The organism is Myceligenerans halotolerans (assembly GCF_054782975.1).
Genome location: NZ_BAAGRL010000010.1, coordinates 94,784 through 120,105, shown reverse-complemented (window position 1 = coordinate 120,105; position 25,322 = coordinate 94,784). Strand labels below are relative to the sequence as shown.

Sequence of the window (25,322 nt, the reverse complement as noted above, 5' to 3'; positions counted from 1 at the left end):
CGTTCGCGACGGGCCGGCACCGCCCCGCACCGCGAGCGCGCGCACCCGCGGCCGGCGGCCGGCGTACACGGAGCGGACAGCTCGACGCGAGTGTCTGGGTGCGGTTATAGGGTGAGTGCGGTATCCACGGCGGCCGGTCACGAAGCCGCCGCCGCACGTACGACCCGCGCGGCTGCCTGCGCCGGCGGTGAGAAGAGGATTCGAGATGACGTTCGACCCCACCCTGTCCCCGTTCGACTGGTCCGAGCTCGACCAGCGCGCGGTGACGTCGATCAAGGCGCTCGCGGCCGATGCCGTGGAGAAGGTCGGCAACGGGCACCCCGGCACGGCGATCTCCCTGGCTCCCGCCGCCTATCTGCTGTTCCAGAAGACGATGCGCCACGACCCGGCCGATCCGGCGTGGGTGGGCCGGGACCGGTTCGTGCTGAGCGCCGGCCATTCCTCCCTGACGATCTACCTCCAGCTCTTCCTGGCCGGCTACGGCCTGGAGATGGAGGACATCGCCGCGCTGCGCAGCTGGGGCTCCAAGACGCCGGGCCACCCGGAGTACCGCCACACCGAGGGCGTGGAGATCACCACCGGCCCGCTCGGTCAGGGCCTGGCCTCGGCCGTCGGCATGGCGTTCGCGGCCCGTCGCGAGCGGGGTCTGCTCGACCCGGAGGCGGCGCCCGGGACGTCGCCGTTCGATCACCACGTGTACGTCATCGCGTCCGACGGCGACCTCCAGGAGGGCGTCACCAGCGAGGCGTCGTCGCTCGCGGGCCACCAGCAGCTCGGCAACCTGATCCTGATCTGGGACGACAACAAGATCTCGATCGAGGACGACACCGACATCGCGTTCACCGAGGACGTCCTGGGGCGCTACGCCGCGTACGGCTGGCACACGCAGAAGGTGGACTGGACCTCGGGCGGCACCGGCTACGCCGAGGACGTCGAGGGGCTGGCGGCCGCCATCGACGCGGCCAAGGCGGAGACCGGCAAGCCGTCGATCATCGCGCTGCGCACCATCATCGGCTGGCCGTCCCCCGGCAAGCAGAACACGGGCGGCATCCACGGCTCGAAGCTCGGCGGCGAGGAGCTGGCGGGCCTGAAGCGGGAGCTCGGTCTCGACCCCGAGGCGTCCTTCCACATCGACGACGACGTGCTGGCGCACACCCGCGCCGTCGCCGAGCACCAGGCCGGCGAGCGCAAGGCGTGGGAGGAGGCGTACACGTCCTGGCGTGCGGCCCGGCCCGAGAGCGCCGCGCTGCTGGACCGCCTCACGAAGCGCGAGCTGCCCGAGGGATGGGCCGGCGAGCTGCCCGAGTTCGCGGCGGACACCGAGAAGGGCCTGGCCACGCGTGCGGCGTCGGGCAAGGTCCTGACCGCCCTGAAGGACGTGCTGCCCGAGCTGTGGGGCGGTTCCGCCGACCTCGCGGGCTCGAACAACACGACGATGGACGGCGAGCCGTCGTTCGTCCCGGCGGAGCACGCCACGAAGAAGTTCCCCGGCAACCCGTACGGCCGCACGCTGCACTTCGGCATCCGCGAGCACAGCATGGGCGCGATCCTCAACGGCATCGTGCTGCACGGCCTGACCCGCCCGTACGGCGGCACGTTCCTCCAGTTCGCGGACTACATGCGCGCGTCGGTCCGCCTGGCGGCCCTCATGGAGATCCCGACGACGTTCGTGTGGACGCACGACTCGATCGGGCTCGGCGAGGACGGCCCCACGCACCAGCCGGTCGAGCACCTCGCGGCGCTGCGCGCCATCCCGCACCTGGACGTCGTGCGCCCCGCGGACGCCAACGAGACCGCGTGGGCCTGGCGCGGCATCCTGGAGAACACGCAGAACCCGTCCGGGATCGTGCTCACCCGCCAGAACGTGCCGACGTTCCCGCGCGGCACGGACGGCTTCGCCGGCGCCGAGGGAACCCTCAAGGGCGGCTACACCCTGCTGGACACCGAGGGCACGCCCGACGTGATCCTCATCGGCACCGGCTCCGAGGTGCAGCTCGCGGTGCGGGCGCGCGAGATCCTCGCCGCGGACGGCGTGCGGGCGCGCGTCGTGTCGATGCCGTCGGTGGAGTGGTTCGCGAAGCAGGACGAGACCTACCGCGAGCAGGTGCTCCCGGCCGCCGTGAAGGCACGCGTGTCGGTCGAGGCCGGTATCGCGCAGGGCTGGCGCGAGTTCGTGGGCGACGCCGGTCGTTCCGTCTCGCTCGAGCACTACGGCGCCTCGGCCGACTACCAGACGCTCTTCACGGAGTACGGCATCACGGCCGAGGCCGTGGCCCAGGCCGCGAAGGACTCGATCGCCGCCGCGGGGGCCTGAGTCGTCCGGACCCCGGGCATCCGAGCGTACGAACGAGAGAGGAGCACGGCACATGACTGAGCAGGCGAACCCCACCAAGCGGCTGTCCGAGGCGGGCGTGGCCATCTGGCTGGACGACCTGTCGCGCGAGCGGCTGGACACCGGCAACCTCGCGGAGCTGATCGGGACCAGGGACGTCGTGGGCGTCACCACGAACCCGACGATCTTCGCCGGCGCGCTGTCCCAGGGCGACGCGTACGACGCCGCCCTCGCCGAGCTGGCCGGGACGGACGTCGAGGCCGCGGTCGAGCGGATCACCACCGACGACGTGCGTGCCGCGGCCGACGTGCTGCGCGGCGTGTACGACCGCTCGGGCACGGTCGACGGCCGGGTGTCCATCGAGGTGGACCCGCGCCTGGCCCGCGACACCGAGGCCACGATCGCGGTCGCGAAGCGCCTGTGGGCCACGGTGGACCGGCCGAACGTCATGATCAAGATCCCGGCCACGGTCGAGGGCCTGCCCGCCATCACCGCGACGCTCGCCGAGGGCATCAGCGTGAACGTCACGCTGATCTTCTCGATCGAGCGGTACAAGGCCGTCATGGACGCGTTCCTCGCAGGCCTGGAGGCGGCGAGGGCGAACGGGCACGACCTGTCCCCCATCGGCTCGGTGGCGTCGTTCTTCGTCTCCCGTGTGGACTCGGAGGTCGACAAGCGCCTCGACGCCGTCGGCTCGGAGGACGCCCTCGCGCTGCGCGGCCAGGCCGCCATCGCGAACGCCCGCCTCGCCTACGCGGCCTACGAGGAGGTCTTCGCCGGTGCGCGCTGGTCCGCCCTCGCGGCCGCGGGGGCCCACCCGCAGCGCCCGCTGTGGGCGTCCACCGGCGTGAAGAACCCGGACTACCGCGACACCATGTACGTGGACGAGCTCGTCGTCGACGGCGTCGTCAACACGATGCCGGAGAAGACCCTGGACGCGTTCGCCGACCACGGCATCGTGCTCGCCGACACGGTCACCGGCACCGCCGGGACCGCGGCGGCGACCATCGCCGCGATCGAGGCCCACGGCATCTCCATGGCCGAGGTCACGCAGCTCCTGGAGGACGAAGGCGTGGTCAAGTTCGAGAAGAGCTGGGACGAGCTGCTGGCCACCACCCAGGCCGGCCTCGACAGCGCGGGCTGACCGCAGGACGCGGCGGGCCCCCGGGCCCGCCGCGCGGCGGCGGCCGTGGGCCGGCGTCGCGATACACACGAACGATCTCGGAGGACGTCGTTGCGACCAGCAAGGATCAGTGCCGAACACAACCCGCTCCGTGACCCCATCGATCTGCGCCTGCCCCGCATCGCGGGACCCTGCGGTCTGGTCATCTTCGGGGTCACGGGCGACCTGTCGCGCAAGAAGCTCATGCCCGCGGTGTACGACCTCGCCAACCGCGGCCTGCTGCCGCCCGGCTTCGCGCTGACGGGCTTCGCCCGCCGGGAGTGGTCGGACCAGGATTTCGCCCAGATCGTGCACGACGCGGTCAAGGAGCACGCGCGCACCCCCTTCCGCGAGGCCACCTGGCGTCAGCTCGCGGAGGGCATCCGGTTCGTCGAGGGCTCCTTCGACGACGACGACGCGTTCGAGCGCCTGCGCGAGACGGTCGAGACCCTGGACGCCGAGCGGGGCACCGGCGGGAACCACGCCTTCTACCTGTCCGTGCCGCCGAGCGCGTTCCCCCTGGTGTGCCGGCAGCTGGCGAAGCACGGGCTGTCGGCCCCCGACACGGACCTGTCCGACGGCGAGGCGTGGCGGCGCGTCGTCATCGAGAAGCCGTTCGGCCACGACCTGGCGAGTGCGCGCGAGCTTGACGCCGTCGTCTCCGAGGTCTTCTCCCCCGACTCGGTGTTCCGCATCGACCACTACCTCGGCAAGGAGACGGTCCAGAACATCCTGGCGCTGCGGTTCGCCAACCAGATGTTCGAGCCGATCTGGAACGCGAACTACGTGGACCACGTGCAGATCACCATGGCCGAGGACATCGGCATCGGCGGCCGCGCGGGCTACTACGACGGGATCGGCGCCGCCCGCGACGTCATCCAGAACCACCTGCTGCAGCTCCTCGCCCTGGTCGCGATGGAGGAGCCGGTCACGTTCGACGCCGCCGAGCTGCGCGCCGAGAAGATCAAGGTGCTGTCGTCGCTGCGGCTGCCGAAGTCGCTGGGCCGGCACACCGCGCGCGGGCAGTACGCGCCGGCGTGGCAGGGCGGCGAGGAGGTCAACGGCTTCCTGCAGGAGGACGGCATCGCGCCGGACTCCACCACGGAGACGTACGCCGCCATCAAGGTGGACGTGGACAACCGCCGCTGGGCGGGCGTCCCGTTCTACCTGCGCAGCGGCAAGCGGCTGGGCCGCCGCGTCACCGAGGTGGCGGTGGTCTTCAAGAAGGCGCCGCACCTGCCGTTCGAGTCGTCCCTCACGTCGGAGCTGGGGAACAACGCCCTGGTGATCCGCGTGCAGCCCGACGAGGGCGTCACGATGCGGTTCGGCGCCAAGGTGCCGGGCACGGCGATGCAGGTGCGCGACGTCACGATGGACTTCGGCTACGGGCACTCGTTCACCGAGTCCTCGCCGGAGGCGTACGAGCGGCTCATCCTCGACGTGCTGCTGGGCGACCCGCCGCTGTTCCCCACGCACCAGGAGGTGGAGCTCTCCTGGAAGGTGCTCGACCCGATCACCGCCTACTGGGCGAAGCAGGGCCAGCCGGAGCAGTACGCGTCCGGGACGTGGGGACCGCCGTCGGCGGACGAGATGCTGGCCCGCGACGGCCGGGCCTGGAGGCGACCGTGATCGTCTCCGGAGCGCGCAGGCACCACCTCGAAGGGCGGGGAGAATGACGTCGCCGGAACGCGAAGGCACCACCTCGAAGGGCGGGGACCGTGATAATTGACATGCCAGGCACCACCACCAACGACGTCAACCGGCGGCTGGTCCGGCTGCGCGACGAGGGCGGCGCCGTCGCCCTGGGCCGCGTGCTGACCCTGGTGGTCCTCGCCGACGAGCAGGACGTCGAGGAGGCGGTGGCCACCACCAACGACGCCAGCCGGGAGCACCCGTGCCGCGTCATCGTCGTGGCGCCCGCCCGCGACGGCGCCGACGCCCGTCTGGACGCCCAGATCCGCGTGGGCGGCGACGCCGGCGCGTCGGAGGTCGTGGTGCTGCGGGCCTCCGGTCCGCTGCTGGAGCGCTGCGACACCCTCGTGATGCCGCTCCTCCTGCCCGACGCCCCCATCGTGGCCTGGTGGCCGCGTGAGGCGCCCGCCGAGCCGGGCGCCGACCCGGTCGGCGCCATGGCGCACCGCCGGATCACCGACACCACCGCCGTCGAGGACCCGGTAGCGATGCTGCACACGCTCCCCGGCGTGTCCCGGCCCGGCGACACCGACCTGGCCTGGGCCCGCGTGACGCTGTGGCGGGCGCTCATCGCCGCCGCCGTCGAGCAGCCCCCGTTCGAGTCCGTGCACGGCGTGCGCGTCGAGGGCGAGGTCCGGCACACGTCGCTGCACCTGCTCGCGGCCTGGCTCGGCGAGCGTCTCGGCGCGCCCGCCACGGTCGCGCCCGTCGCGGGCGCCGAGGCGATCACCCGGGTCGTCCTGGAGCGCAAGGACGGCGACATCGTGCTGGACCGGCCCGACGGCCGGGTCGTCACGATCACCCAGCCCGGCAAGCCGGAGCGGCGTATCTCGCTGCCGATCCGCAAGCTCAACGAGGCCCTCATCGAGGAGCTGCGCCGCCTCGACCCCGACGAGGTCTACGAACAGGTCCTGGCCAAGGGCCTGCCCCTGGTCCGGGTGGAGAGCGCGGCATGAGCGACGGCCCGGGGACGACGCCGGTCGCGGCGCGGGCCGGTGCGCCGCCGGCCGCGCGGCTCGTCGTCGTGCACCCCGACGCCGGCGTCCTGGCCGAGGCGGCGGCCGCGCGACTGCTCACCCGCATCCTCGACGTGCAGTCGGTGCGCTCACCGGTGCACGTCGTGCTCACGGGCGGCACCGTCGGCATCCGCACGCTCGCGCGTGCCGCCGTGTCGCCGCTCGTCACGGCCGTGGACTGGAGCGGCGTACACCTGTGGTGGGGCGACGAGCGGTTCCTGCCCGACGGCGACCCGGACCGCAACGAGACCCAGGCCCGCGAGGCGCTGCTCGACGCGCTGGTCGCCGGCCACGGGCTGCCGGGCGAGAACGTGCACGCCATGCCGGGCCCGTCCGCCGTCGGCTCACCCGAGGAGGGCGCCGCCGCGTACGCGGCGGAGCTGGCGCGGTTCGCGGGTGACGGGACGACGTCGGACGCCGTGGCCGGGGCGGCTGCGGCCGGGGCGGAGCCGGGCGCGGGCTCAGGCTCGTCGACGGGAGTCGTCGTGCCCGCGTTCGACGTGCTGCTTCTGGGTATGGGACCGGACGGGCATGTCGCCTCGTTGTTCCCGGGACACGAAGGGCTGGCCGCCGGGGGCGTCGCGGTGGGCGTGCACAACTCTCCCAAGCCCCCGCCGGAGCGCGTCTCGCTGACGTTCGATGCCATCCGCGCGGCGCGCGAGGTCTGGATCGTCGCGGCGGGCGCGGAGAAGGCGGCCCAGGCCGCGGCGGCGCTGGGCACGACGACGGACGGTGTCCCGGGCGCGGTGACCGACGTCCCGGCTGCCGGCGCCGTGGGCCGGTCCCGCACCCTCTGGCTCCTGGACGCCGCGGCGGCCGGAGGGTAGGCAGGCAGCGGCCGTCACGATCGAGCACGAGACCGAGGCAAGGTCCACGCGTGGACCTTGCCTCGGCGCGTCGGTGTGTTGCGTCAGCTCGGTGTGTCGCCTCAGCTCGCGATGCGGCCGCGGCGGGTGTGGAGCGCTTCCAGTGCCTCGGCGAGGAGAGCCGCTCCGTCCTCCTCCGAGCGGCGTTCCTTCACGTAGGCCAGGTGCGTCTTGTACGGCTCGTTCCTGACCGGCGACGGCGGGTTCGCCGGGTCCATCCCCGCCGGATACCCGCACTGCGGGCAGTCCCAGTGCACCGGCGCCTCCACGTCCTCACCGACGGAGAAGCTCGGTGCCGTCTCGTGCCCGTTCGCACACCAGTAGGAGACCCGCACACGGGGGGCAGCCTCGCCCCGCTCGGTCTCGCCCATGGGGCCGGCGCCTACCCGGCTACCCCTGATCGCATGCCCGCCAGATGCCACGTTCCTCGTCCCCTCCGTGAGGTTGGGTGGCCGACCGCCCGCGCGTCGTAACCGCTCGGGTCAGCTGACCTTCTGAACCAGGCCGAGCAGCACGATGACCACGGTCCACACGAGCGCGAAGGCGATCGTGATGCGGTTCAGGTTGCGCTCGGCGACGCCGGAGGACCCGGCGCCCATGGAGATACCGCCACCGAACATGTCGGAGAGACCGCCACCCCTGCCCTTGTGAAGCAGGACGAGCATGGTCAGGAAGGCACTGCTGAGCACCAGCAGAACCTGCAGGATGATGCGGAGCACGTCCACGAAAACTTCACGTCCTCATCGGTCGGTGTGCCGGAGATCACTCCGGCGGCGGATCGGGATCAAGGGTAAGCGAGGGTTACCCCGGAGAACGAACCCCCAGGTCAGAAAGCTGAACTGGGGGGTCGTTCACCGGCTCCGAGTCTCTCATACGACGACTGGCGGTCGCACGAGCCGACTGTGGAGTGTCGGTGGGTGTCGTCACACGGTCACGTGCGACTGGTAGCGCACGATCTTGCCGAACTCCTCCGGGTCCAGGCTGGCGCCGCCCACGAGCGCGCCGTCGATGTCGGGCTGCGCCATGATCTGCGCGACGTTGCCCGACTTCACCGAGCCGCCGTACAGGACGCGCACCGCGCCCGCGAGTCCGGCGTCGTACAGCTCGGCGAGGCGTGCGCGGATCGCGCCGCAGACCTCCTGCGCGTCCTGGGGCGTGGCGACCTCACCCGTGCCGATCGCCCAGACCGGCTCGTACGCGATGACCACCTTCGCGACCTGCTCGGCCGACAGGCCGTTCAGCGCGGCGTCGACCTGCGCGAGCGTGTACGAGACCTGGGCTCCGGAGTGCCGCACGTCCAGGCCCTCCCCCACGCACAGGATCGGCGACAGGCCGTTCTTCAGGGCGGCGGCCGTCTTGGCGGCCACCAGCTCGTCGGACTCGGCGTGGTGCTGCCGGCGCTCCGAGTGGCCCACGGCCACGTAGCTGCAGCCGAGCCTGGCCAGCATCGGGCCGGAGATCTCGCCCGTGAACGCGCCGGACTCGTGCTGCGACAGGTCCTGGCCGCCGTAGCGGATGTCGAGCTTGTCCGCGTCGACCAGCGTCTGCACGGAACGCAGGTCCGTGAACGGCGGGAGCACCGCCACCTCGACCGAGCCGTAGTCGTGCTTGGCGTCCTTCAGCGTCCACGCCAGCTTCTGGACCGTGCTGATCGCCTGCTGGTGGTCCAGGTTCATCTTCCAGTTGCCCGCCATGAGCGGCGTGCGGTTCTCTGCCATGATTCCTCTTCCGCGTTGTTCGATCGGGCCGGCGTCGTTCGATCAGGCCAGGACCGTCAGGCCCGGCAGTTCCTTGCCCTCGAGCAGTTCGAGGCTCGCGCCGCCGCCCGTGGAGATGTGGCTGAAGCCCGCCTCGTCGAAGCCGAGCGCGCGCACGGCCGCCGCGGAGTCACCGCCACCCACGATGGAGAACGCGCCCTTCGCGGTCGCGTCCACGATCCCCTGCGCCACGGTCCGGGTGCCGGCCGCGTAGTCGGCACGCTCGAACACGCCCATGGGGCCGTTCCAGGCGATGGTCCGGGTGTCGGCCAGCTTCGCGGCGAAGAGCTCGCCCGACGCCGGACCGATGTCGAGGCCGATCTTGTCCGCCGGGATGGCATCCGCGGGCACGACGCCGGCCGGGGCCGGGGCGTCGAAGGCGTCCGCGACGACGATGTCGACCGGCAGCACGATCTCCACGCCGTTCTCCTCGGCGGTGGCCAGGTAACCCTTGACGGCGTCGATCTGGTCCTTCTCCAGCAGCGAGGTCCCGACCTCCAGGCCCTTGGCCGCGAGGAACGTGAAGACCATTCCGCCGCCGATGAGCAGGCGGTCCGCCTTGGTGAGCAGGTTGGCGATCACGCCGAGCTTGTCGCTCACCTTCGAGCCGCCGAGCACGACGGCGTACGGGCGCTCCGGGTCGCCCGTCGCGCGGGACAGGGACTCGACCTCCTTCAGCACCAGCTCGCCGGCCGCGGCCGGGAGGATCTGCGCGACGTCGTACACGGACGCCTGCTTGCGGTGCACGACGCCGAACCCGTCGGACACGAACGCGTCCGCGAGCGCGGCGAGCTCGCCGGCGAGGGCGGCGCGCTCGGCGTCGTCCTTGGAGGTCTCGCGCGCGTCGAAGCGGACGTTCTCCAGCAGGGCGACCTGGCCGTCGGCGAGGTCGCCGACGACCTTCCGCGCGGACGGCCCGGTGACGTCCTCGGCGAGGGCCACGTCGGCGCCGAGCAGTTCGCCCAGGCGCGCGGCGACCGGCGCGAGGGAGAACTCGGGCTTCGGCTCGCCCTTGGGCCGGCCGAGGTGGGCGGTCACGACGACGCGGGCGCCGGCGTCGGCCAGCCGCCGCAGGGTGGGCAGCGCGGCGCGGATGCGGCCGTCGTCCGTGATGGTGGTGCCGTCGAGCGGCACGTTGAAGTCGGAGCGGACGAGCACGCGCTTGCCGCGCAGGTCGCCCAGGGAGTCGATGGTCTTCATGGTGCTCAGAGCCCTTCTGGCAGTGCGGGTGTGCCCTACGGCGGTGCGAGGGGTCTCGCCGGACAGAACGCGACCCCGGAGGCCGCCACGGCCGGGGCCGGGCCGGCCGGGACCGTTCGGTCCCGGCGAGCCCTGCCTCCGGCCCGCGCTGCGGCCGCCCGGGGTCAGGCGTCGGTCAGAGCTTCTCGCCGACGAAGGTCGTCAGGGCGACGAGGCTGTTGCTGTAGCCCCACTCGTTGTCGTACCAGGAGACGACCTTGACCTGGTCGCCGATCACCTTCGTGAGCTTCGAGTCGAAGATGCTCTGGTGCGGGTCGGTGACGATGTCGCTCGAGACGATCTCGTCCTCGACGTAGGACAGGACGCCCTTGAGCGTGCCCTCGGCGGCGGCCTTCACGGCAGCGTTGACCTCGTCCACCGTGACCTCCTTGGAGGCGGTGAAGGTGAGGTCGGTGGCCGAGCCGGTGATGGTCGGCACACGCAGGGCGTAGCCGTCCAGCTTGCCCTTGAGCTCCGGGAGCACCAGGGACACGGCCTTGGCGGCACCGGTCGAGGTCGGCACGATGTTCGTCGCGGCCGCGCGGGCGCGGCGCAGGTCCTTGTGCGGGCCGTCCTGCAGGTTCTGGTCGCCGGTGTAGGCGTGGATCGTGGTCATGAGGCCACGCTCGATGCCGATCGAGTCGTTCAGGGCCTTCGCCAGCGGGGCGAGGCAGTTCGTGGTGCACGAGGCGTTCGAGACGATGTGGTGCGACGCGGGGTCGTACAGCTCGTTGTTCACGCCCATGACGAACGTGGCGTCCTCGTTCTTGGCCGGGGCCGAGATGATGACCTTCTTCGCGCCGCCGTCGATGTGCGCCTTGGCCTTCGTCGCGTCCGTGAAGAAGCCCGTGGACTCGATGACGATGTCCGCGCCCAGCTCGCCCCAGGGGAGGTTCGCCGGGTCGCGCTCGGCCATCGCCTTGATCGGCTTGCCGTCGACGATGATGTTCTCGTCGTCGAAGTCGACGTCCAGCGGGAACCGGCCCAGCACGGTGTCGTACTTGAGCAGGTGAGCGAGTGTCTTGTTGTCGGTCAGGTCGTTGACGCCCACGACCTCGATGTCCGCTCCCGACGCGATGAGCGCGCGGTAGAAGTTACGTCCGATACGGCCGAAGCCGTTGATGCCGACGCGGATGGTCACGATGCCCTCCTCAGGCGCGCCGGCGTTCCCGACGCACACGGTTCGAATTCCTTGCGGGCTCCACCGCGCCCTGCCTGGATGGGGCTTGACGGGCGGTGCCGTTGTCCAGTGGTCAGCGCAAAGCCGCTGCTTGGCGGCGCCCTCCACGAGGGCAGGTGGTGACCTGAGCCGAAACGTGGAGGTCACACCGTCGTCACCTGACGCGACCGAGCCTATACCCGATGTGGGGACGGGCGTGACCCGAGCCGGACTACCTGAGACGCGCTGTTTTGTCGGATCTCACAGATCGGCTGGTCCCGGGGATCCGCGCCCTGACGGAAGGCGCTTGCCGCGGGATCCGGAGGACGCCCGGGAGGCCGGGACGCGTCGTTCAGATGTCCAGGAGGTCCGGGCTCAGGCCGGCCTCCGTGTCCGGGATGCCGAGCTCGGCCGCGCGCTTGTCGGCGGTCGACAGCAGGCGGCGGATCCGGCCCGCCACCGCGTCCTTGGACAGCTGCGGGTCGGCGAGCCTGCCGAGCTCCTCGAGGGACGCCTGCTTGTGCGCGAGCCGCAGCTCGCCGGCCTGCCTCAGGTGGTCCGGCACCTCGTCGCCGAGAATCTCGAAGGCGCGCTGCACGCGCGCGCCGGCGGCGACCGCGGCCCTGGCCGAGCGGCGCAGGTTGGCGTCGTCGAAGTTCGCGAGGCGGTTCGCCGTGCCGCGCACCTCGCGCCGCGCACGCCGCTCCTCCCACACCTTGAGCGTCTCGGGCGCGCCGATCCGGCGCAGCATCGTGGCGATGGCGTCGCCGTCCCGGACCACCACCCGGTCGACGCCGCGCACCTCGCGCGACTTGGCCGGCACACCCAGCCGCCGCGCCGCGCCGACCAGGGCGAGGGCCGCCTCCGGCCCCGGGCTGGTGACCTCCAGCGACATGGACCGGCCCGGCTCGGTCAGCGACCCGTGCGCCAGGAACGCGCCCCGCCACACCGACTCGGCCTCGGCCACGCCCGACGACACCACCTCCGGCGCCAGGCCGCGCACCGGCCGCCCCCGCGCGTCGAGCAGGCCCGTCTGCCGGGCCAGCGACTCGCCGTCGCGCACCACCCGGACCACGAACCGCGACGACTTCCGGATACCGCCGGCCTGGACCACGATCAGCTCGCTGGCGTGCCCGTACAGCTCCTGGATCGCCTGGCGCAGCCTGGTCGCGGCCGACTCGTTGTCGAGCTCCGCCTCGATCACCACCCGGCCCGAGATGATGTGCAGCCCACCGGAGAACCGCAGCGTCGCGGACACCTCGGCCTTACGGCACGACGTCTTCGCCACCCGCACGCGTGCGAGCTCCTCCTTGACCTGTCCCGTGAGCGCCATGGCCGCCATCCTGCCACGGACAGGCGTACTTGCCACGAGGAGAATCGCGGAGGACCGCGTGAAATGTCCCGGCGTGTTGGAGGTCTCGTCCGGAGCCGCCGCATGCGGCGCCTACACGTCCCCGAAGACGTCCTCGAACACGTCCCGGTATGCCGCAGCCAGCCGCAGCGCGTCGTGGCGCGCCGTGCCGTCGCCACGTCGCACCTGCCGCATCAGCAGGCCGGCGCCCATCCGTGCGGCGGCATCCTGCAGTTCCGACACGTCCTCGACCGCCGACGGGTCCGCCACCACGGCATCGATCCGCAGCCCGGGCGCGTGCTTGTGCAGGGCCTCCAGGTGGTCGACGGCGGTCAGTCCCGCCGTCTCCCCGCCGTCCGCCGACAGGTTGAGCGTCACGCACTTGCGTGCCGTCGTGTCGTGCAGCGCCCGCGCCAGGTCCGGCACCAGCAGATGCACCAGCACCGACGAGTACCAGGAGCCCGGCCCCAGCACGATCCAGTCCGCCTCCATCACCGCCTCGACCGCCTCGCTGCTCGCCGGCGGGTCCGACGGCAGGAGCCGGAGCTGCTCGATGCGGCCGTCCGTGACCGCCACGCGGCTCTGCCCCACCACGGTCTCGACGGCGGGCCGGCCCGGCCCGGTCTCGTGCGGCTCCCGTCGCACGTCCGCCTCCACGACGAGGGGCACGGACGCCATCGGCAGCACCCGCCCCCGCGCGCCGAGCAGCTTGCCCACCCAGTCCAGCCCCGCCACCGGGTCGCCGAGCAGTTCCCACAGCGCCACGATGAGCAGGTTGCCCACCGCGTGGTTGTCCAGGTCGCCGTCGGACCGGAACCGGTGCTGCAGCATGGCGCTCCAGGTCCTGCCCCACTCGGAGTCGTCGCACAGCGCCGCCAGCGCCATGCGCAGGTCGCCCGGCGGCAGGACCGAGAGCTCGTCGCGCAGCCGCCCGGAGGACCCGCCGTCGTCGGCCACCGTGACGACGGCGGTGAGCCGGTCGGACATGAGACGCAGGGCGGACAGCGAGGCCGACAGGCCGTGTCCCCCACCGAGTGCCACGACCGCCGGGTTCTTGCTCCACTCTGGCCTCATCAGCACCTTCCCGCGCTCTTACTCACGTCCGAGGTCACGTGCCGAGACCCGCACGCGGTGCCCGGACGCGCGCAGGCGTTCCGCGACGGCATCGGCCATCGCGACCGAGCGGTGCTTGCCGCCCGTGCAGCCCACGGCGATCGTCGCGTAGCGCTTCTCCTCCTCGAGGTAGCCCGCGAGGACGGGTTCGAGGGCCGAGACGTACCGGTCCACGAACTCGGCCGCTCCGGGCCGGGCGAGCACGTAGTCCCGCACCGGAGCATCATGGCCGGTCAGATGGCGCAGCTCGGTGATCCAGTAGGGGTTGGCCAGGAACCGTACGTCCACCACGTGGTCCGCGTCCAGCGGGATGCCGTATTTGAATCCGAACGAGAGCAGTGTGATGCGCAGCGTCTCCTGCGCGGGGTCGGCGATGGACCGCCGGATCTCGCGGGACAGGTCGTGCACGGACAGGTCGGAGGTGTCGATGGCGATGTCGGCGCGTTCCTTGATCGTGGCCAGGAGGGAACGCTCGGCGCTGATGCCGTCGAGGATCCGGCCGTCCCCCTGCAACGGGTGCGGACGGCGGACCTGCTCGAAACGCCGCACCAGCACCTCGTCCGACGCCTCGAGGAACAGGATCCGGTACGCGACGTCGCGCTCGCTCATGTGCGCGAGCACCTTGTCGAGCTCGCTGAAGAACTCCCGGCCGCGGACGTCGACGACCGCCGCGACGCAGTCGATCGTCGACCCCTTGCTCATCAGGTCCACCAGCGGGACGAGCATCATCGGCGGCAGGTTGTCCACCACGTACCAGCCGAGGTCCTCCACGACGGCGGCGGCGTGCGACCTGCCGGCACCGGACATGCCGGTGATGATGAGGACTTCGGGCTGGGGATCGACGGGCGCGGGGTCCGCATCCGCGTCGATCGCCGCGATGCCCGACGGTGCGGTCGTCGGGGACGGTTCGTTCATGTTGCCCAGCATGCCAGTCCGGGCGCCGCTACCGCCGCTCCGCCTCGCCGGACGAGACCGCGCCGCCCCGTGCGCCCTCCTCCCCGCCGTCCGGTGTGCCGGCGGCCGGGGCCAGCGCCCGCACGACGGCGGCCGCCGTCGCCTCACCCATGCCCCGCACGGTCGCGATCTCCTCGGCACTGGCGGCGCGCAGCTTCTTGACCGAGCCGAAGTGGGCCAGGAGGGCCTTCTTGCGGGCGGGACCGAGCCCGGGAACGTCGTCGAGCACGGACGCGACCATGCCTTTGCTGCGCCGCTTGCGGTGCGCCTGGATCGCGAACCTGTGGGCCTCGTCGCGGACGCGCTGGAGCAGGTAGAGGCCCTCGGACGAGCGCCGCAGGATGACGGGGTAGTCGTCGCCGGGGACCCACACCTCCTCGAGCCGCTTCGCGAGACCGCACAGCGCGACGTCGGTGACACCGAGCTCGGCCAGTGCGCGCGCGGCGGCGGCGACCTGGGGCGGGCCGCCGTCGACCACGACGAGGCTCGGGGGGTAGGCGAACCGCTTCGCGTCCTCGGGGCTCGCGGCGTCCTCGGGGTCGACCTCACCGGACGCGAGCTCGACGTCGCCGGCCTTGAGACGGTCGGAGAGGTAGCGCCTGAAGCGCCGGGTGATGACCTCGTGCATGGCGGCGGTGTCGTCCCGCGCGCCGTCGCCGTCGGGCCCGCGGACGCTGAACGTGCGGTACTCGCTCTTGCGGGGCAGGCCGTCCTCGAACACGACCATGGACGCCGACTGGTAGGTGCCGCCGGTGTGGGAGACGTCGTAGCACTCGATGCGCAGCGGGGCGCTGTCCAGGTCGAGCGCCTCCTGGATCTCCTGGAGCGCCTGGCTGCGCGTGGTGAGGTCGCCGGCGCGGCGCGTCTTGTGCAGCACCAGGGAGTGCTCGGCGTTCCGCAGGACGGTTGCGGCGAGTTCCTTCTTGTCGCCGCGCTGCGGCACCCGCAGATCGACACGCGCGCCGCGCAGCTCGGTCAGCCATGCCGTGACCTGGCCGGGGTCCGGCGGCAGGACGGGGACCAGGACCTCGCGCGGCACGGCGTCGCGCGCCGCGTCGCGGTCCGCGACGTCGCCGTCCGTCCGGCCCTGCCGCGCACGCGGACCGTCGCCCGGCCCGTCCTCTCCGCCACGTGCACCGTCGCCGGAAGCCGCGTCGCCGAGCTCCGCGACGGCGCCGTAGACCTGCTGCAGGAGATGCTCCACTAGCTCCGCGTCGGTGATGTCCTCGACCTTCTCCACGATCCAGCCCCGCTGACCGCGGATGCGCCCGCCGCGCACGTGGAACACCTGCACCGCCGCCTCCAGCTCGTCCCCGGCCAGCGCGAAGACGTCCGCGTCGGTGCCGTCGCCGAGCACCACGGCGTTCTTCTCGGTGGCGCGGCGCAGCGCCTCGATGTCGTCGCGCAGTCTGGCGGCCCGCTCGTACTCCATGGCCTCGGCGGCCTCGGTCATCTGGTTCGTCAGCCGCTTCTCGAACCGCTTGGTCTCGCCGGACATGAAGTCGCAGAAGTCGAGCGCCAGGTCGCGATGGTCCTCGGGACTGATCCGCCCCACGCACGGCGCCGAGCACTTGTCGATGTAGCCGAGCAGGCAGGGCCGTCCCGACCGGGCGGCACGCCGGTAGACGCCGGCCGAGCACGTGCGGATGGGGAACACCCGCAGCACCTGGTCCAGCGTCTCGCGGATCGCCCAGGCGTGACCGTACGGACCGAAGTACCGCGTGCCCTTGCGCTTGGCCCCGCGCATCACCTGCGCGCGGGGAATCTCCTCACCCAGCGTGACCGCCAGGTACGGGTACGACTTGTCGTCCCGGTACTTCACGTTGAACCGCGGATCGTACTGCTGGATCCACGTGTACTCGAGCGCGAGCGCCTCCACCTCCGTGCTCACGACCGTCCACTCGACCGACGCCGCGGTGGTCACCATGGTGCGCGTGCGGTGGTGGAGGTTCGCGAGATCCTGGAAGTAGCTCGACAGGCGCTGGCGCAGGTTCTTCGCCTTGCCGACGTAGATCACGCGCCCGTGCTCGTCACGGAAGCGGTACACGCCCGGGGACGTCGGGATCTCGCCGGGCTTGGGACGGTAGGTGGCCGGATCTGCCATGCCCTGAACACTAGGCCAGGTGTCTGACAGTGTTCTCCCGGCCGGGACCGGCCGGGCCGACGCGTCCTACGCCGCGGCTCTCGCGAGCGGGGCCGGTGCGGATGAGGACCAGGCACGGCAGCTCGGCCCTCATCCGAGGGGTGGATCAGCCGTCGATCGTGTCGGCGATCGCGGGGACGAGGTGATCGAGGGCGTAGGAGATCGACGGCGGCGTGTTGAGTGTGATCGACCATCGGTCCGCGTCGGAGAACGACACGAACCGAGCGTCGAACTGCTCGAACAGTGCGTTCGTCGCGACGGGATCGTCCTGGGGTGCCGCGGTGACGAAGACGACGACGTCGCCGTCGACCAGCCCGACCTCCTCCGGCGATAGCTCCAGGTAGATCGAGTCGGTCCCTGATGTCTCCTCGACGGCGTCGGGAAGGACGAGGCCGAGCGACGCGAGGAACTCGCCCCGGCCGTCGGCCGTGTTGTATGCGTAGTACACGCCGTCACCCGGCAGGACGACGACACCCGTCTCCCCCTCGAGCCCGGGGTATGCCTCGCGCGTCGCGGCGAGCTGCGCGTTCAGGTCGTCGAGCAGTTGCTCCCCCTCGGCCGGCCGGCCGAGCGAGGCGGCGATCTGCCGGGTTGCCGCGTCGCGCCCGATCCGCCAGGCGGACTCCTCCCCGGCGGGGTGGACGACGGTCGGAGCGATGGCGGAGAGCAGGCCGTAGACATCCTCGTCGAGGCGGTGGCCCTGGACGGAGAGGATCAGGTCGGGCTCGAGAGCGGCGACCCGCTCAAGGTCCAGCTCGGCCTCCGGGCCGAGATACTCGGGGCGGGCGCCGTCGACGAGTTCCTCCGCCCACGGCATGAGCTCATCGGTCATGGCGCCTGGTGCGTAGTAGCCGACGGGCGTGACGCCGAGGGCGAGCGCGTTGTCGAGATCGCCCCAGCCGATCGTTACTACGCGCGCCGGTTCGGCGTCGATCGTCGTCTCGCCGAAGGCGTGCTCGATGGCGGTGGGGAATGCCGCGGCGATGCCCGCGGTCGTCGCGGACGGGCCCGCGTCGGGGACGCCGTTCGTCCCGCCGGAGCAGGCGGTCAAGGTCGCGGCGACGACGAGGGCGACTGCCGCGAGGCCGCGGCGTGCATGCAGTGTGATTCTCACGAGGGATCCTTCGGGTTGGGCGTGCCCCAAGTAAGTAAGGACAGGCTTACCTTAAGGGCCTCCCGTGCGACGTCGCTGTCGCGGATCGGACACGAGGTGCCGGGAAACGGTCAGAGCCGCGCGAGGGACGCCTGCCCGGTCGGCCCTACTTCGGACGGCGTCCGGCCGGTCACGGTACGAAACGCCGCCACGAAGGCACTTGTCGACAGGTAGCCGACCAGCCATGCGGTCGCCGTCACGGACTCGCCGTCGGCGAGGAGTGCCTGGGCATCCCTGATCCGCAGGAGGCGGCGCCACTGACCGAACGTCATCCCGACGGACGCGGTCATCGCGCGAGTGACGGTCCGGGCGCTCAGCCGCAGTGTCGCAGCCCATTCCTCGAGCGAACGCGGGTCGGTGCAGTCGTCGAGGAGGGTGGTCACCATCGGCTCGAGCCGCGGGTCATCGGGAACGGGCACCGCGATCAAGGGCTCGCGTGCGGGCCTCATGAGTTCGACGCAGGCGTCCTGCAGCCGCAACTGCGCGGTGAGGTCCAGCCGTTCGCGGTTCATGTGGACCAGGAGCTCGCGCAGTGCGGGCACCACCGTCGTACCCCCGGTCACGGACGGCTGGAAACGTTCCACGTCATCGCGCAGGTAGGTAATGCCGAATCGCGCCGCGCCGCGTGTGGACACGGCATGGGAATCCCCCGCACGGAACCAGGCGCCCTGCCCGGGGTACACGTGCCACACGCTTCCGGATGCCTGCACCGTGAGGACACCGGAAACCGGCCACACCAGCTGGTGCTCGCGCTCGTGCTCGTGGCGGCCCCACCCCGTCGCGCTCTCCGCCTCGAACATGATGCTGCCGAACAAGTACGGGTCGGGCACGATCCTCGGCCGGTCGGAGGGCATCTCCGTCTGCGCCGGGTCCGCTCGGCGGGTCACGAACCTCGCCCTGCGGGGCGCCTGCCGTGCATCGATCGCCACACCGCCTCCCTCGCGCCAGGCCGCAGCCGATCCGACGATCGTAGCCGCGAGATGCTCCCACGGGGCCCGTGATGCGTGCACACGGGCCCCACCGGCACTACTCGGCGGGTTCGATGAAGGACGTCTCGATGTCGTCGAGGATCTTCCCGAGGCCGACGGGGTCGGAGGAGTTCCACACCCCGGAGTTCACCCAGTGCACGCGACCGGCCTCGACGGCCGGCAGCGTGGGCCACAGGGGCGAGGAGATGAACTCCTCCCGCTCCGCGGCGGCGTTGTCGTCGACGTACACGAAGATCGTGTCGGCGGCCTCCAGCAGGTCGAGGTTCTCCTCGCTGAGCTCGATGCGGAACATGCTGGGATCCCGCTGGCCCTCCGGCTGAGCGACCCCGAGGGCGCGGAAGACGATGCTCTCACCGGTGCCGACCCGGATGGAGTAGTTGCCGCCGTCGCTCAGCCGGACCGCCGAGACCGGCTTGCCGGAGAGGCCGGCGGCCTCGACGCGGTCGGCGAGGCCGGCCATGCGCTCCTCCAGGTTCGCGAGCAGTCGTTCGCCCTCTTCGGCCTTTCCGAGTGCGCCGGCGACCTCGGTCACGCCGTTGCGCACGTCGTCGAGCGAGACCCCGTCGTCATAGGCGAAGCCGAAGGTCGGCACGCCGCTGGCGGTCGCCTGATCGTAGGTCTGCTTGTTCCATGCCTCGTCGCCCTCGCCGGTGTAGCCGGCGGCGACGACGATCAGGTCCGGTTCCTGCGCGAGCGCTGCCTCGAGATCAGGCTCGAACCCGCCTCCCGCGCCGGCGATGTTGACGATGCCGTCGGCCTGGCCGCCGAGATGTTCGGGGATGGAGTTCGGGTTGAAGGACGCGGCGACGGGCTGCACGCCGAGGGCGAGCATGAGGTTCAGGCTCACGGGGTCGGCGGCGACGACGCGTTGCGGATCGGCGGGGATCTCGACCGTGCCGAAGTAGTCCTCGATCTCGTGGGTGGTCGGCGTGGCGGCGCCGGTGGCGGCGGGCTCGCCGCCACCGGCGCAGGCGGACAGCGCCAGGGTCACGGCCAGTGCCACGGCGGCGGGCGCGGGCCCGCGTCGTCGGGTGTCGAGGAGTGTCATGAGATGTTCCTTGGCTTTCGTGTCTTGGTAGCGGGCGCCGGCGCTGCGGTGGCGGAGCGCCCCGCTGCCGCGCGACGGCCGATCGGCCAGCGCCGTCGGGCACAGCGTGGGTTGTGCGACGCCCAGCGCCTTTGTCCGCGCCTTCCGGCCGGCGACCGGCGCCACGCCCCGTGCCTACGTCGCGGCCCTGCCGGACGCGGCTGTCATCACCGGGACCGACAGGCCGCAGTTCGACGCGATCGACTCCTGATATCGATGCCTGATCAGGCCGTGGCGGGGACGAAGGTCTCGGTGTTCATCTCACGCACCCATGCACCCTTGACGGCGCGCCACTGCTCGTCCTCGTATCCGCGGCGCCAGTACGGCGAGCACGAGAGGTGGTCGAGGCCGACGACGCCCTCCGCGAGCAGGAACCGGCGAACTGCCCGGACGGCGACGGCCTCGCCGTGCACGAAGGCGGTGACAACCCCCTCGGGGCGGGGCAGGCCGGCGACGGCGTCGGCGAGCAGGTGGTCGAGGTCGGCTCGCCCCGCGCGGTGCACCCAGTGCACGTCCAGCACGCCCGGTGAGGTCAGCTCGATCTCGCCGGCCCTGTCCGCGACCTCCACGACAACCGTCACCGGCTTACCGGGTGGGACGGACTCCGCGCAGACCGCGATCGCGGGCAGCGCGCTCTCGTCACCGACGAACAGGTAGGAGTCCGCCTCAGGGTGCGGCACATAACCGCCGGCGGGACCGCGGAACTGCAGCCGGTCACCGGGCCGGGCCCGCAACGCCCACCTGCCCGCGTACCCGACGTCGCCGTGGGCCGCGATGTCGAGCGTCAGCTCGCGGCGTGCCGCGTCCCAGGCTCGCACGGTGATCCGGCGCGGGAACGGCCGCTGCTCGCGGGACAGCCCCCGCACCGCGTCGCCGTCGAACGGCACGCCGTACGACGCTTCGTCGGGCAGGAAGAAGCAGTTGACGTAGGCGTCGGAGCACTCCGACGGCTCGAACCCGTCGAGCCCGCTGCCGCCGAGCACCACCCTCACCAGCTGTGGGCTGAGCAGCTGGGTCGTCACGACCTCTCCGTACACGCTTACTCCTCGTCCGGCTCAGCTCGCTGAGCGCTTCGTCGACGCCGTCGGCGGCCTCTCCCGCCAGACGAACGCACCACATACACATGACGGCACTTGTTTAGGCCAGCCTAACCTATATTCCTGATCCGCCTGGCGGCCAGGGCGATTCGAGGTCGCGCAGGGGTCGCGGCGGACCGCTTCAGTGTTGTTCGACCGGAGCGGTACGCCGTGTCCCCAGTGGCACGATCAGCGGGCGTCCGGATGCCGGGTCCACCAGCACCTGGCTCTCCAGGCCGAAGACGTCACGGAGCAGTTCGACGGTCACGAGATCCTCTGGTGCGCCCTGTGCGACGATCGCGCCGTCGCGCATCACGATCAGGTGGTCGCTGTAGCGGACGGCGAGGTTCAGGTCGTGCAGCACCATCACCACCGTCCGGCCCAGTTCGGACTGCAGTGTGTCGACGAGGTCCAGCACCTCCACCTGGTGTGCGAGGTCAAGGTAGGTGGTCGGTTCGTCCAGGAGGAGGATGTCGGTCTCCTGTGCCAGGGCCATCGAGATCCATGCCCGCTGCCGCTGGCCGCCCGACAGCTCGTCGACCGGGCGGCCCGCGAGGGCCTGCATGCCGGTCAGGCGCAGGGCGGCCTCCACCTCCGACTCGTCGTCCCCGGACCACTGCCGCCACCATGCCTGATGGGGATGGCGGCCCTTGGCCACGAGATCCGCCACCGCAAGGCCTTCGGGCGCGACCGGTGACTGCGGGAGCATTCCGAGCACCTTGGCGACGTCGCGGGTACGCATCGAGGTGATGGCTTTGCCGTCCAGGAGGACCTGACCGGACCTCGGCCGCAGCAGCCGCGCGATCGCCCGCAGCAGTGTGGACTTGCCGCAGCCGTTGGGCCCGATGATCGTGGTGATCGCACCGTCCGGGATCGCGGTGGTGAGGCCTTCGACCACCAGGCGGTCGCCGTACCCCAGGGTGAGGTCATGCGCGGACAGATCATGCGACGTCATCGGGAAAGCCTTCGGTTCGTGCGGATGATCAGATACATCAGGAACGGGCCGCCGATCGCGGTGGTGATCACACCGACCGGCAGTTCCACCGGCAGCAGGACGCGGGCGATGTAGTCGCCACCCACCACCAGGACCGCGCCCGTCGCCCCGGAGGCAAGCATCGGGGGCCCCGCCGTGTCGGCGAGGCGCAGGGCGAGCTGAGGTGCGACGAAGGCGACGAAGCCGATCGGGCCGGCGGCGGTGACGCACATCGCGGCCAGCAGCACCGACGCGATCAGCAGCACCGCCTGGCTCAACTGGACCCGTACCCCGAGGGCGCGCGCCGTCTCCTCGCCGAGCTTCAGCGCGGACAGCGAGAATGTCGATACCAGCGCGATGGCGCCGATCACGCCGACCGCGAGGGCCGCGGTCCAGACGTGGGTCCAGTCGCGGGCGTTCAGGGAGCCGTTGAGCCACACGGTCGCGCGTGAGACCTCCCCGATGTCGCCGACGACGAGCATCCAGGTGATGAGCGCCATGAGAACGGCGTTGACGGCGATCCCCACCAGGATCAGCCGATACCCCTCGACACCGCGGCGCCAGGCGAGCAGATAGATCACGGCGGCCGTGAGCAGTCCACCGACCATCGCGGCCGCCGGCACCCCGAGGGTGGCGCCGAAGGCCGTGGAGCCGCCGAGGACGATGACGGCGACCGCGCCGGCACCTGCTCCGGCGGTGATCCCGAGGATGTCGGGGCTCGCCAGCGGGTTGCGGGTGATCGACTGCGTGATGGCACCCGACATCCCCAGGCCCACGCCTACGAGCACTCCGACCAGGGCGCGCGGCAGCCGCAGGTCCAGCACGATGAAGCGCTCCACCTGGGCGCCCTGGCCGAGCAGCACCTCCACCACGCCGGGAATGCTGATCGGGTAGTCCCCCTGGCCGATGTTCGCGCAGAACAGGACGAAGACGATCATCGCGAGCACCAGGTTCGCCACGACCGGCCGCAGCCGCCACACCGCCGACACCGGCCCGAGGCGAACGCTGCGGCGCCCCGCCGTCGCCGCCCGCTCATCGAGTGCCGCCCTCACAGGGTCACCAGCTTCCGCCGCCGCACCAGGGCGATGAAGAAAGGGCCACCCACCAGGGCGAGAACGATGCCGACCTGCAGTTCGCCCGGCCGGGCCACGACCCGGCCGATCACATCGCAGACGATCAGCAGCGTCGCACCGATCAGCGCGGAGTACGGGAGGATCCAACGGTAGTCAGGCCCGGTGACGGTCCGCGCGATGTGCGGCACCACCAGGCCGACGAAACCGATCGGGCCGCAGGCCGCGGTCGCGGTCCCGGCCAGCAGCGTGATCGCCACTACGCCGAGAACTCGGTGGAGCGGGATGTTCGCGCCGAGGGCCCGGGCGGCATCCTCACCGAGCCCGAGCAGGTTGAGGCCCGGAGCACCGGCCAGTGCGAGCAGGAGTCCGGCCGCGAAGAACGGCAGCAGGGGCAACAGGACGTCCAGCCCTCGCCCGGCGACCGACCCGACCACCCAGAACCGGTAGGAGTCCAGGGTCCGCTGGTCCAGCAGCACCACGGCGGACGTGATCGAGGAGAGGAAGGCCGCCACCGCCGCGCCGCCGAGGATCAGCGACGCGGGCGACAGCGCGCGGGCGCCCATCGAGGCGAGCGCGAACACGACGACGCTGGTGACGAACGAGCCGATGAGCGCGAACCACACGTAGCCGGCGGCAGACCCCACCCCGAGGAACAGGATGGCGAGGACGACGGCGCAGGCTGCCCCAGCGCTCACCCCGAGAATCCCCGGATCGGCCAGGGGGTTGCGGGAGTGGCCCTGGATCATCGCGCCGGCGATGCCCAGCGCCATTCCGACGACCAGGGCGAGCAGCGTGCGTGGGAGCCGGAGGCTCCGCACGATGATCTCGGGATCGGTGACGCCGACGTCGTACGGCGGCGTCACCGCCTGTCCGATCTCCGCCAGGCCCAGGGGCCGTGCGCCAACGGCGAGGCTGGCCAGCGCCACGACGGCGAGGAGGACCGCGCAGGCGGCCAGGCCGGTGAGGCGCCGCACCCGCAGCGATGTCGAGGAGATGTCCTGGGTGCACTCGGTGAAGCCCTCGTTCACCGCGGTCTGGCGCCGCACCACCTCGCGGGTCGTGAACGGGAGCAGACCGGCCCGTACACCGAGCGGCTGCCCGCTCGGTCCTCGCGCGACCAGGCCGCACCATGTCTTGCCGACCGAGGAGCCGGTGCGGCCCTGCGCGAAGCCGAGGTTCCAGACGTAGGTCGCGACCGTCGCGGCAGCGGCGAACGACCCGAAGACGAGCCGGTCCATCTGTCCGCCGCCGTTGACGTCACGCAACGAGTGGACGATCAGGGCTCCGATCACCGCGGGCGTGGCGACCACGGCGACGTCGAGCACCGCGGCGAGCAGGCGCAGCGCCCAGGGGGCCGGACCCCGCGGGATCTCGACCCTGGTGTGGTCGGCCCGCGGGTCGGCGCCGGAGCCGCTGGCGGCCAGGTCGGTGAGAGACACCGGCTTAGGTTAGCGTTGCCTCAGAACTAGCCGGGTGCTGCGTGGTGCCCACCCACCGTCAGCGCGTCCTTCGGGGAAGGCTTGCCAGGATGAGGACGCCCACGATCATCGAGACGGGCCCGCTGGTCATGACCAGGCCGATGCCCGCCGGTGCGAGCCCGAGCCCGCCGGCGAGGTAGAACGGGCCCACGACCAAGGTGGACATCATGACCGACGCGACGATCAGGTCAGGCCACCGACACGGTCCTCACGAGTGTTCGATGGCCGCGAGGGGCACCGGCTCGACCAGCACCGGGAAGTTCACCGAACGGGCCAGGAAACACATGTCGTGAGCACGGAAATGGAGCGCCTCGACCTGCTCGTCCGTGGCCATCTCGCCGTCGTCGGCCACGATCCTCGGGCGCAGCGTCACATCGGTGAACTGCCCCTCCCCGCGGGATTCGACACGCATCGTGCCGGTCGCCGAGTCCGTGTACTCGCGCACCACGAGCCCGCTGACGGCTGCCAGGTGCAGGAACCACAGCATGTGGCACTGGCTCAGGCTGGCCACGAACAGCTCCTCCGGGCTGTACCGGCCCGGATCCCCGCGGAACGCCGGGTCCGCCGTGCCCGGCAGCGCCGGCTTGTGCGGCAGCACCACGTCATGGTCACGCGAGTAGGCGGTGTACGACGACGTCCCGGCCTCCCCCGCACCGGTCCAGGTCACGTCGACGGCATAGTCATGAGTGGCTCCGCTCATGGTGCACAC

Annotated in this window: 23 protein-coding genes; 5 read left to right on the top strand and 18 right to left on the bottom strand. The window is 71.7% G+C overall.

Annotation, left to right across the window (positions count from 1 at the left end; genetic code table 11):
• Positions 1-205: 205 nt before the first annotated feature.
• From tkt to ACYVK5_RS08610, 5 genes are all read left to right on the top strand, one after another.
• Entirely contained in the window at positions 206-2,314 is a 2,109-nt protein-coding gene (tkt, locus tag ACYVK5_RS08630; RefSeq protein ID WP_460703854.1) for a transketolase, read from the top strand.
• 52 nt (positions 2,315-2,366) lie between these two features.
• On the top strand, positions 2,367-3,476 hold the full coding sequence (gene tal, locus ACYVK5_RS08625) for a transaldolase (RefSeq protein WP_460703852.1): 1,110 nt from the start codon (positions 2,367-2,369) through the stop codon (positions 3,474-3,476).
• Between the two features lie 90 nt (positions 3,477-3,566).
• Positions 3,567-5,123 (top strand): glucose-6-phosphate dehydrogenase, encoded by a 1,557-nt coding sequence (gene zwf / locus ACYVK5_RS08620; protein WP_460703850.1) that lies wholly within the window; start codon positions 3,567-3,569, stop codon positions 5,121-5,123.
• Positions 5,124-5,212: 89 nt separating this feature from the next.
• Positions 5,213-6,142 carry a glucose-6-phosphate dehydrogenase assembly protein OpcA gene (locus ACYVK5_RS08615; RefSeq protein ID WP_460703848.1) on the top strand — a complete coding sequence of 310 codons (930 nt, stop codon included), beginning with the start codon at positions 5,213-5,215 and terminating at the stop codon, positions 6,140-6,142.
• Positions 6,139-7,029 carry a 6-phosphogluconolactonase gene (locus tag ACYVK5_RS08610; RefSeq protein WP_460703846.1) on the top strand — a complete coding sequence of 297 codons (891 nt, stop codon included), beginning with the start codon at positions 6,139-6,141 and terminating at the stop codon, positions 7,027-7,029. Before ACYVK5_RS08615 ends, ACYVK5_RS08610 begins: the two co-directional genes overlap by 4 nt.
• A gap of 101 nt (positions 7,030-7,130) precedes the next feature.
• Here the strand turns inward: ACYVK5_RS08610 and ACYVK5_RS08605 are convergent, their stop codons facing one another.
• From ACYVK5_RS08605 to ACYVK5_RS08520, 18 genes are all read right to left on the bottom strand, one after another.
• The gene (locus ACYVK5_RS08605) at positions 7,131-7,490 is read right to left on the bottom strand and encodes an RNA polymerase-binding protein RbpA (RefSeq protein WP_460703844.1); all 360 of its coding nucleotides are present in this window, start codon (positions 7,488-7,490) and stop codon (positions 7,131-7,133) included.
• A gap of 60 nt (positions 7,491-7,550) precedes the next feature.
• The gene (gene secG / locus ACYVK5_RS08600) at positions 7,551-7,793 is read right to left on the bottom strand and encodes a preprotein translocase subunit SecG (protein WP_460703842.1); all 243 of its coding nucleotides are present in this window, start codon (positions 7,791-7,793) and stop codon (positions 7,551-7,553) included.
• A gap of 198 nt (positions 7,794-7,991) precedes the next feature.
• Complete coding sequence (gene tpiA, locus ACYVK5_RS08595; RefSeq protein ID WP_460703840.1) at positions 7,992-8,786, bottom strand: triose-phosphate isomerase; 795 nt, start codon at positions 8,784-8,786, stop codon at positions 7,992-7,994.
• A 42-nt stretch (positions 8,787-8,828) separates the two neighbouring features.
• Complete coding sequence (locus ACYVK5_RS08590; RefSeq protein ID WP_460703838.1) at positions 8,829-10,025, bottom strand: phosphoglycerate kinase; 1,197 nt, start codon at positions 10,023-10,025, stop codon at positions 8,829-8,831.
• 175 nt (positions 10,026-10,200) lie between these two features.
• Entirely contained in the window at positions 10,201-11,205 is a 1,005-nt protein-coding gene (gene gap / locus ACYVK5_RS08585) for a type I glyceraldehyde-3-phosphate dehydrogenase (protein WP_460703836.1), read from the bottom strand.
• Between the two features lie 370 nt (positions 11,206-11,575).
• Positions 11,576-12,556 carry a DNA-binding protein WhiA gene (gene whiA / locus ACYVK5_RS08580; protein WP_460703834.1) on the bottom strand — a complete coding sequence of 327 codons (981 nt, stop codon included), beginning with the start codon at positions 12,554-12,556 and terminating at the stop codon, positions 11,576-11,578.
• A 111-nt stretch (positions 12,557-12,667) separates the two neighbouring features.
• Positions 12,668-13,648 carry a gluconeogenesis factor YvcK family protein gene (locus ACYVK5_RS08575; RefSeq protein WP_460703832.1) on the bottom strand — a complete coding sequence of 327 codons (981 nt, stop codon included), beginning with the start codon at positions 13,646-13,648 and terminating at the stop codon, positions 12,668-12,670.
• An 18-nt stretch (positions 13,649-13,666) separates the two neighbouring features.
• Positions 13,667-14,602 carry an RNase adapter RapZ gene (gene rapZ / locus ACYVK5_RS08570; RefSeq protein WP_460703830.1) on the bottom strand — a complete coding sequence of 312 codons (936 nt, stop codon included), beginning with the start codon at positions 14,600-14,602 and terminating at the stop codon, positions 13,667-13,669.
• 28 nt (positions 14,603-14,630) lie between these two features.
• Entirely contained in the window at positions 14,631-16,745 is a 2,115-nt protein-coding gene (gene uvrC, locus ACYVK5_RS08565) for an excinuclease ABC subunit UvrC (protein ID WP_460703828.1), read from the bottom strand.
• Positions 16,746-16,890: 145 nt separating this feature from the next.
• Positions 16,891-17,898, bottom strand: a complete 1,008-nt coding sequence (locus tag ACYVK5_RS08560; protein ID WP_460703826.1) for an ABC transporter substrate-binding protein — start codon at positions 17,896-17,898, stop codon at positions 16,891-16,893.
• A 110-nt stretch (positions 17,899-18,008) separates the two neighbouring features.
• Positions 18,009-18,824 (bottom strand): helix-turn-helix domain-containing protein, encoded by an 816-nt coding sequence (locus ACYVK5_RS08555; RefSeq protein WP_460703824.1) that lies wholly within the window; start codon positions 18,822-18,824, stop codon positions 18,009-18,011.
• 139 nt (positions 18,825-18,963) lie between these two features.
• Complete coding sequence (locus tag ACYVK5_RS08550) at positions 18,964-19,974, bottom strand: iron-siderophore ABC transporter substrate-binding protein (RefSeq protein ID WP_460703821.1); 1,011 nt, start codon at positions 19,972-19,974, stop codon at positions 18,964-18,966.
• A 263-nt stretch (positions 19,975-20,237) separates the two neighbouring features.
• Positions 20,238-21,035, bottom strand: coding sequence for a siderophore-interacting protein (locus ACYVK5_RS08545; RefSeq protein ID WP_460703819.1), 798 nt, complete (start codon positions 21,033-21,035; stop codon positions 20,238-20,240).
• A 196-nt stretch (positions 21,036-21,231) separates the two neighbouring features.
• Positions 21,232-22,044, bottom strand: coding sequence for an ABC transporter ATP-binding protein (locus ACYVK5_RS08540; RefSeq protein WP_460703817.1), 813 nt, complete (start codon positions 22,042-22,044; stop codon positions 21,232-21,234).
• Positions 22,041-23,114: a FecCD family ABC transporter permease gene (locus tag ACYVK5_RS08535; protein ID WP_460703815.1), complete on the bottom strand. Its 1,074-nt coding sequence runs from the start codon at positions 23,112-23,114 to the stop codon at positions 22,041-22,043. Before ACYVK5_RS08535 ends, ACYVK5_RS08540 begins: the two co-directional genes overlap by 4 nt.
• Positions 23,111-24,574 (bottom strand): FecCD family ABC transporter permease, encoded by a 1,464-nt coding sequence (locus ACYVK5_RS08530; RefSeq protein WP_460703813.1) that lies wholly within the window; start codon positions 24,572-24,574, stop codon positions 23,111-23,113. Before ACYVK5_RS08530 ends, ACYVK5_RS08535 begins: the two co-directional genes overlap by 4 nt.
• Positions 24,575-24,632: 58 nt before the next feature.
• The gene (locus tag ACYVK5_RS08525; RefSeq protein WP_460703811.1) at positions 24,633-24,779 is read right to left on the bottom strand and encodes a hypothetical protein; all 147 of its coding nucleotides are present in this window, start codon (positions 24,777-24,779) and stop codon (positions 24,633-24,635) included.
• Between the two features lie 42 nt (positions 24,780-24,821).
• A complete protein-coding gene (locus tag ACYVK5_RS08520) occupies positions 24,822-25,313 on the bottom strand; it encodes an OsmC family protein (protein ID WP_460703809.1) in 492 nt (163 codons plus the stop codon).
• Positions 25,314-25,322: the final 9 nt, after the last annotated feature.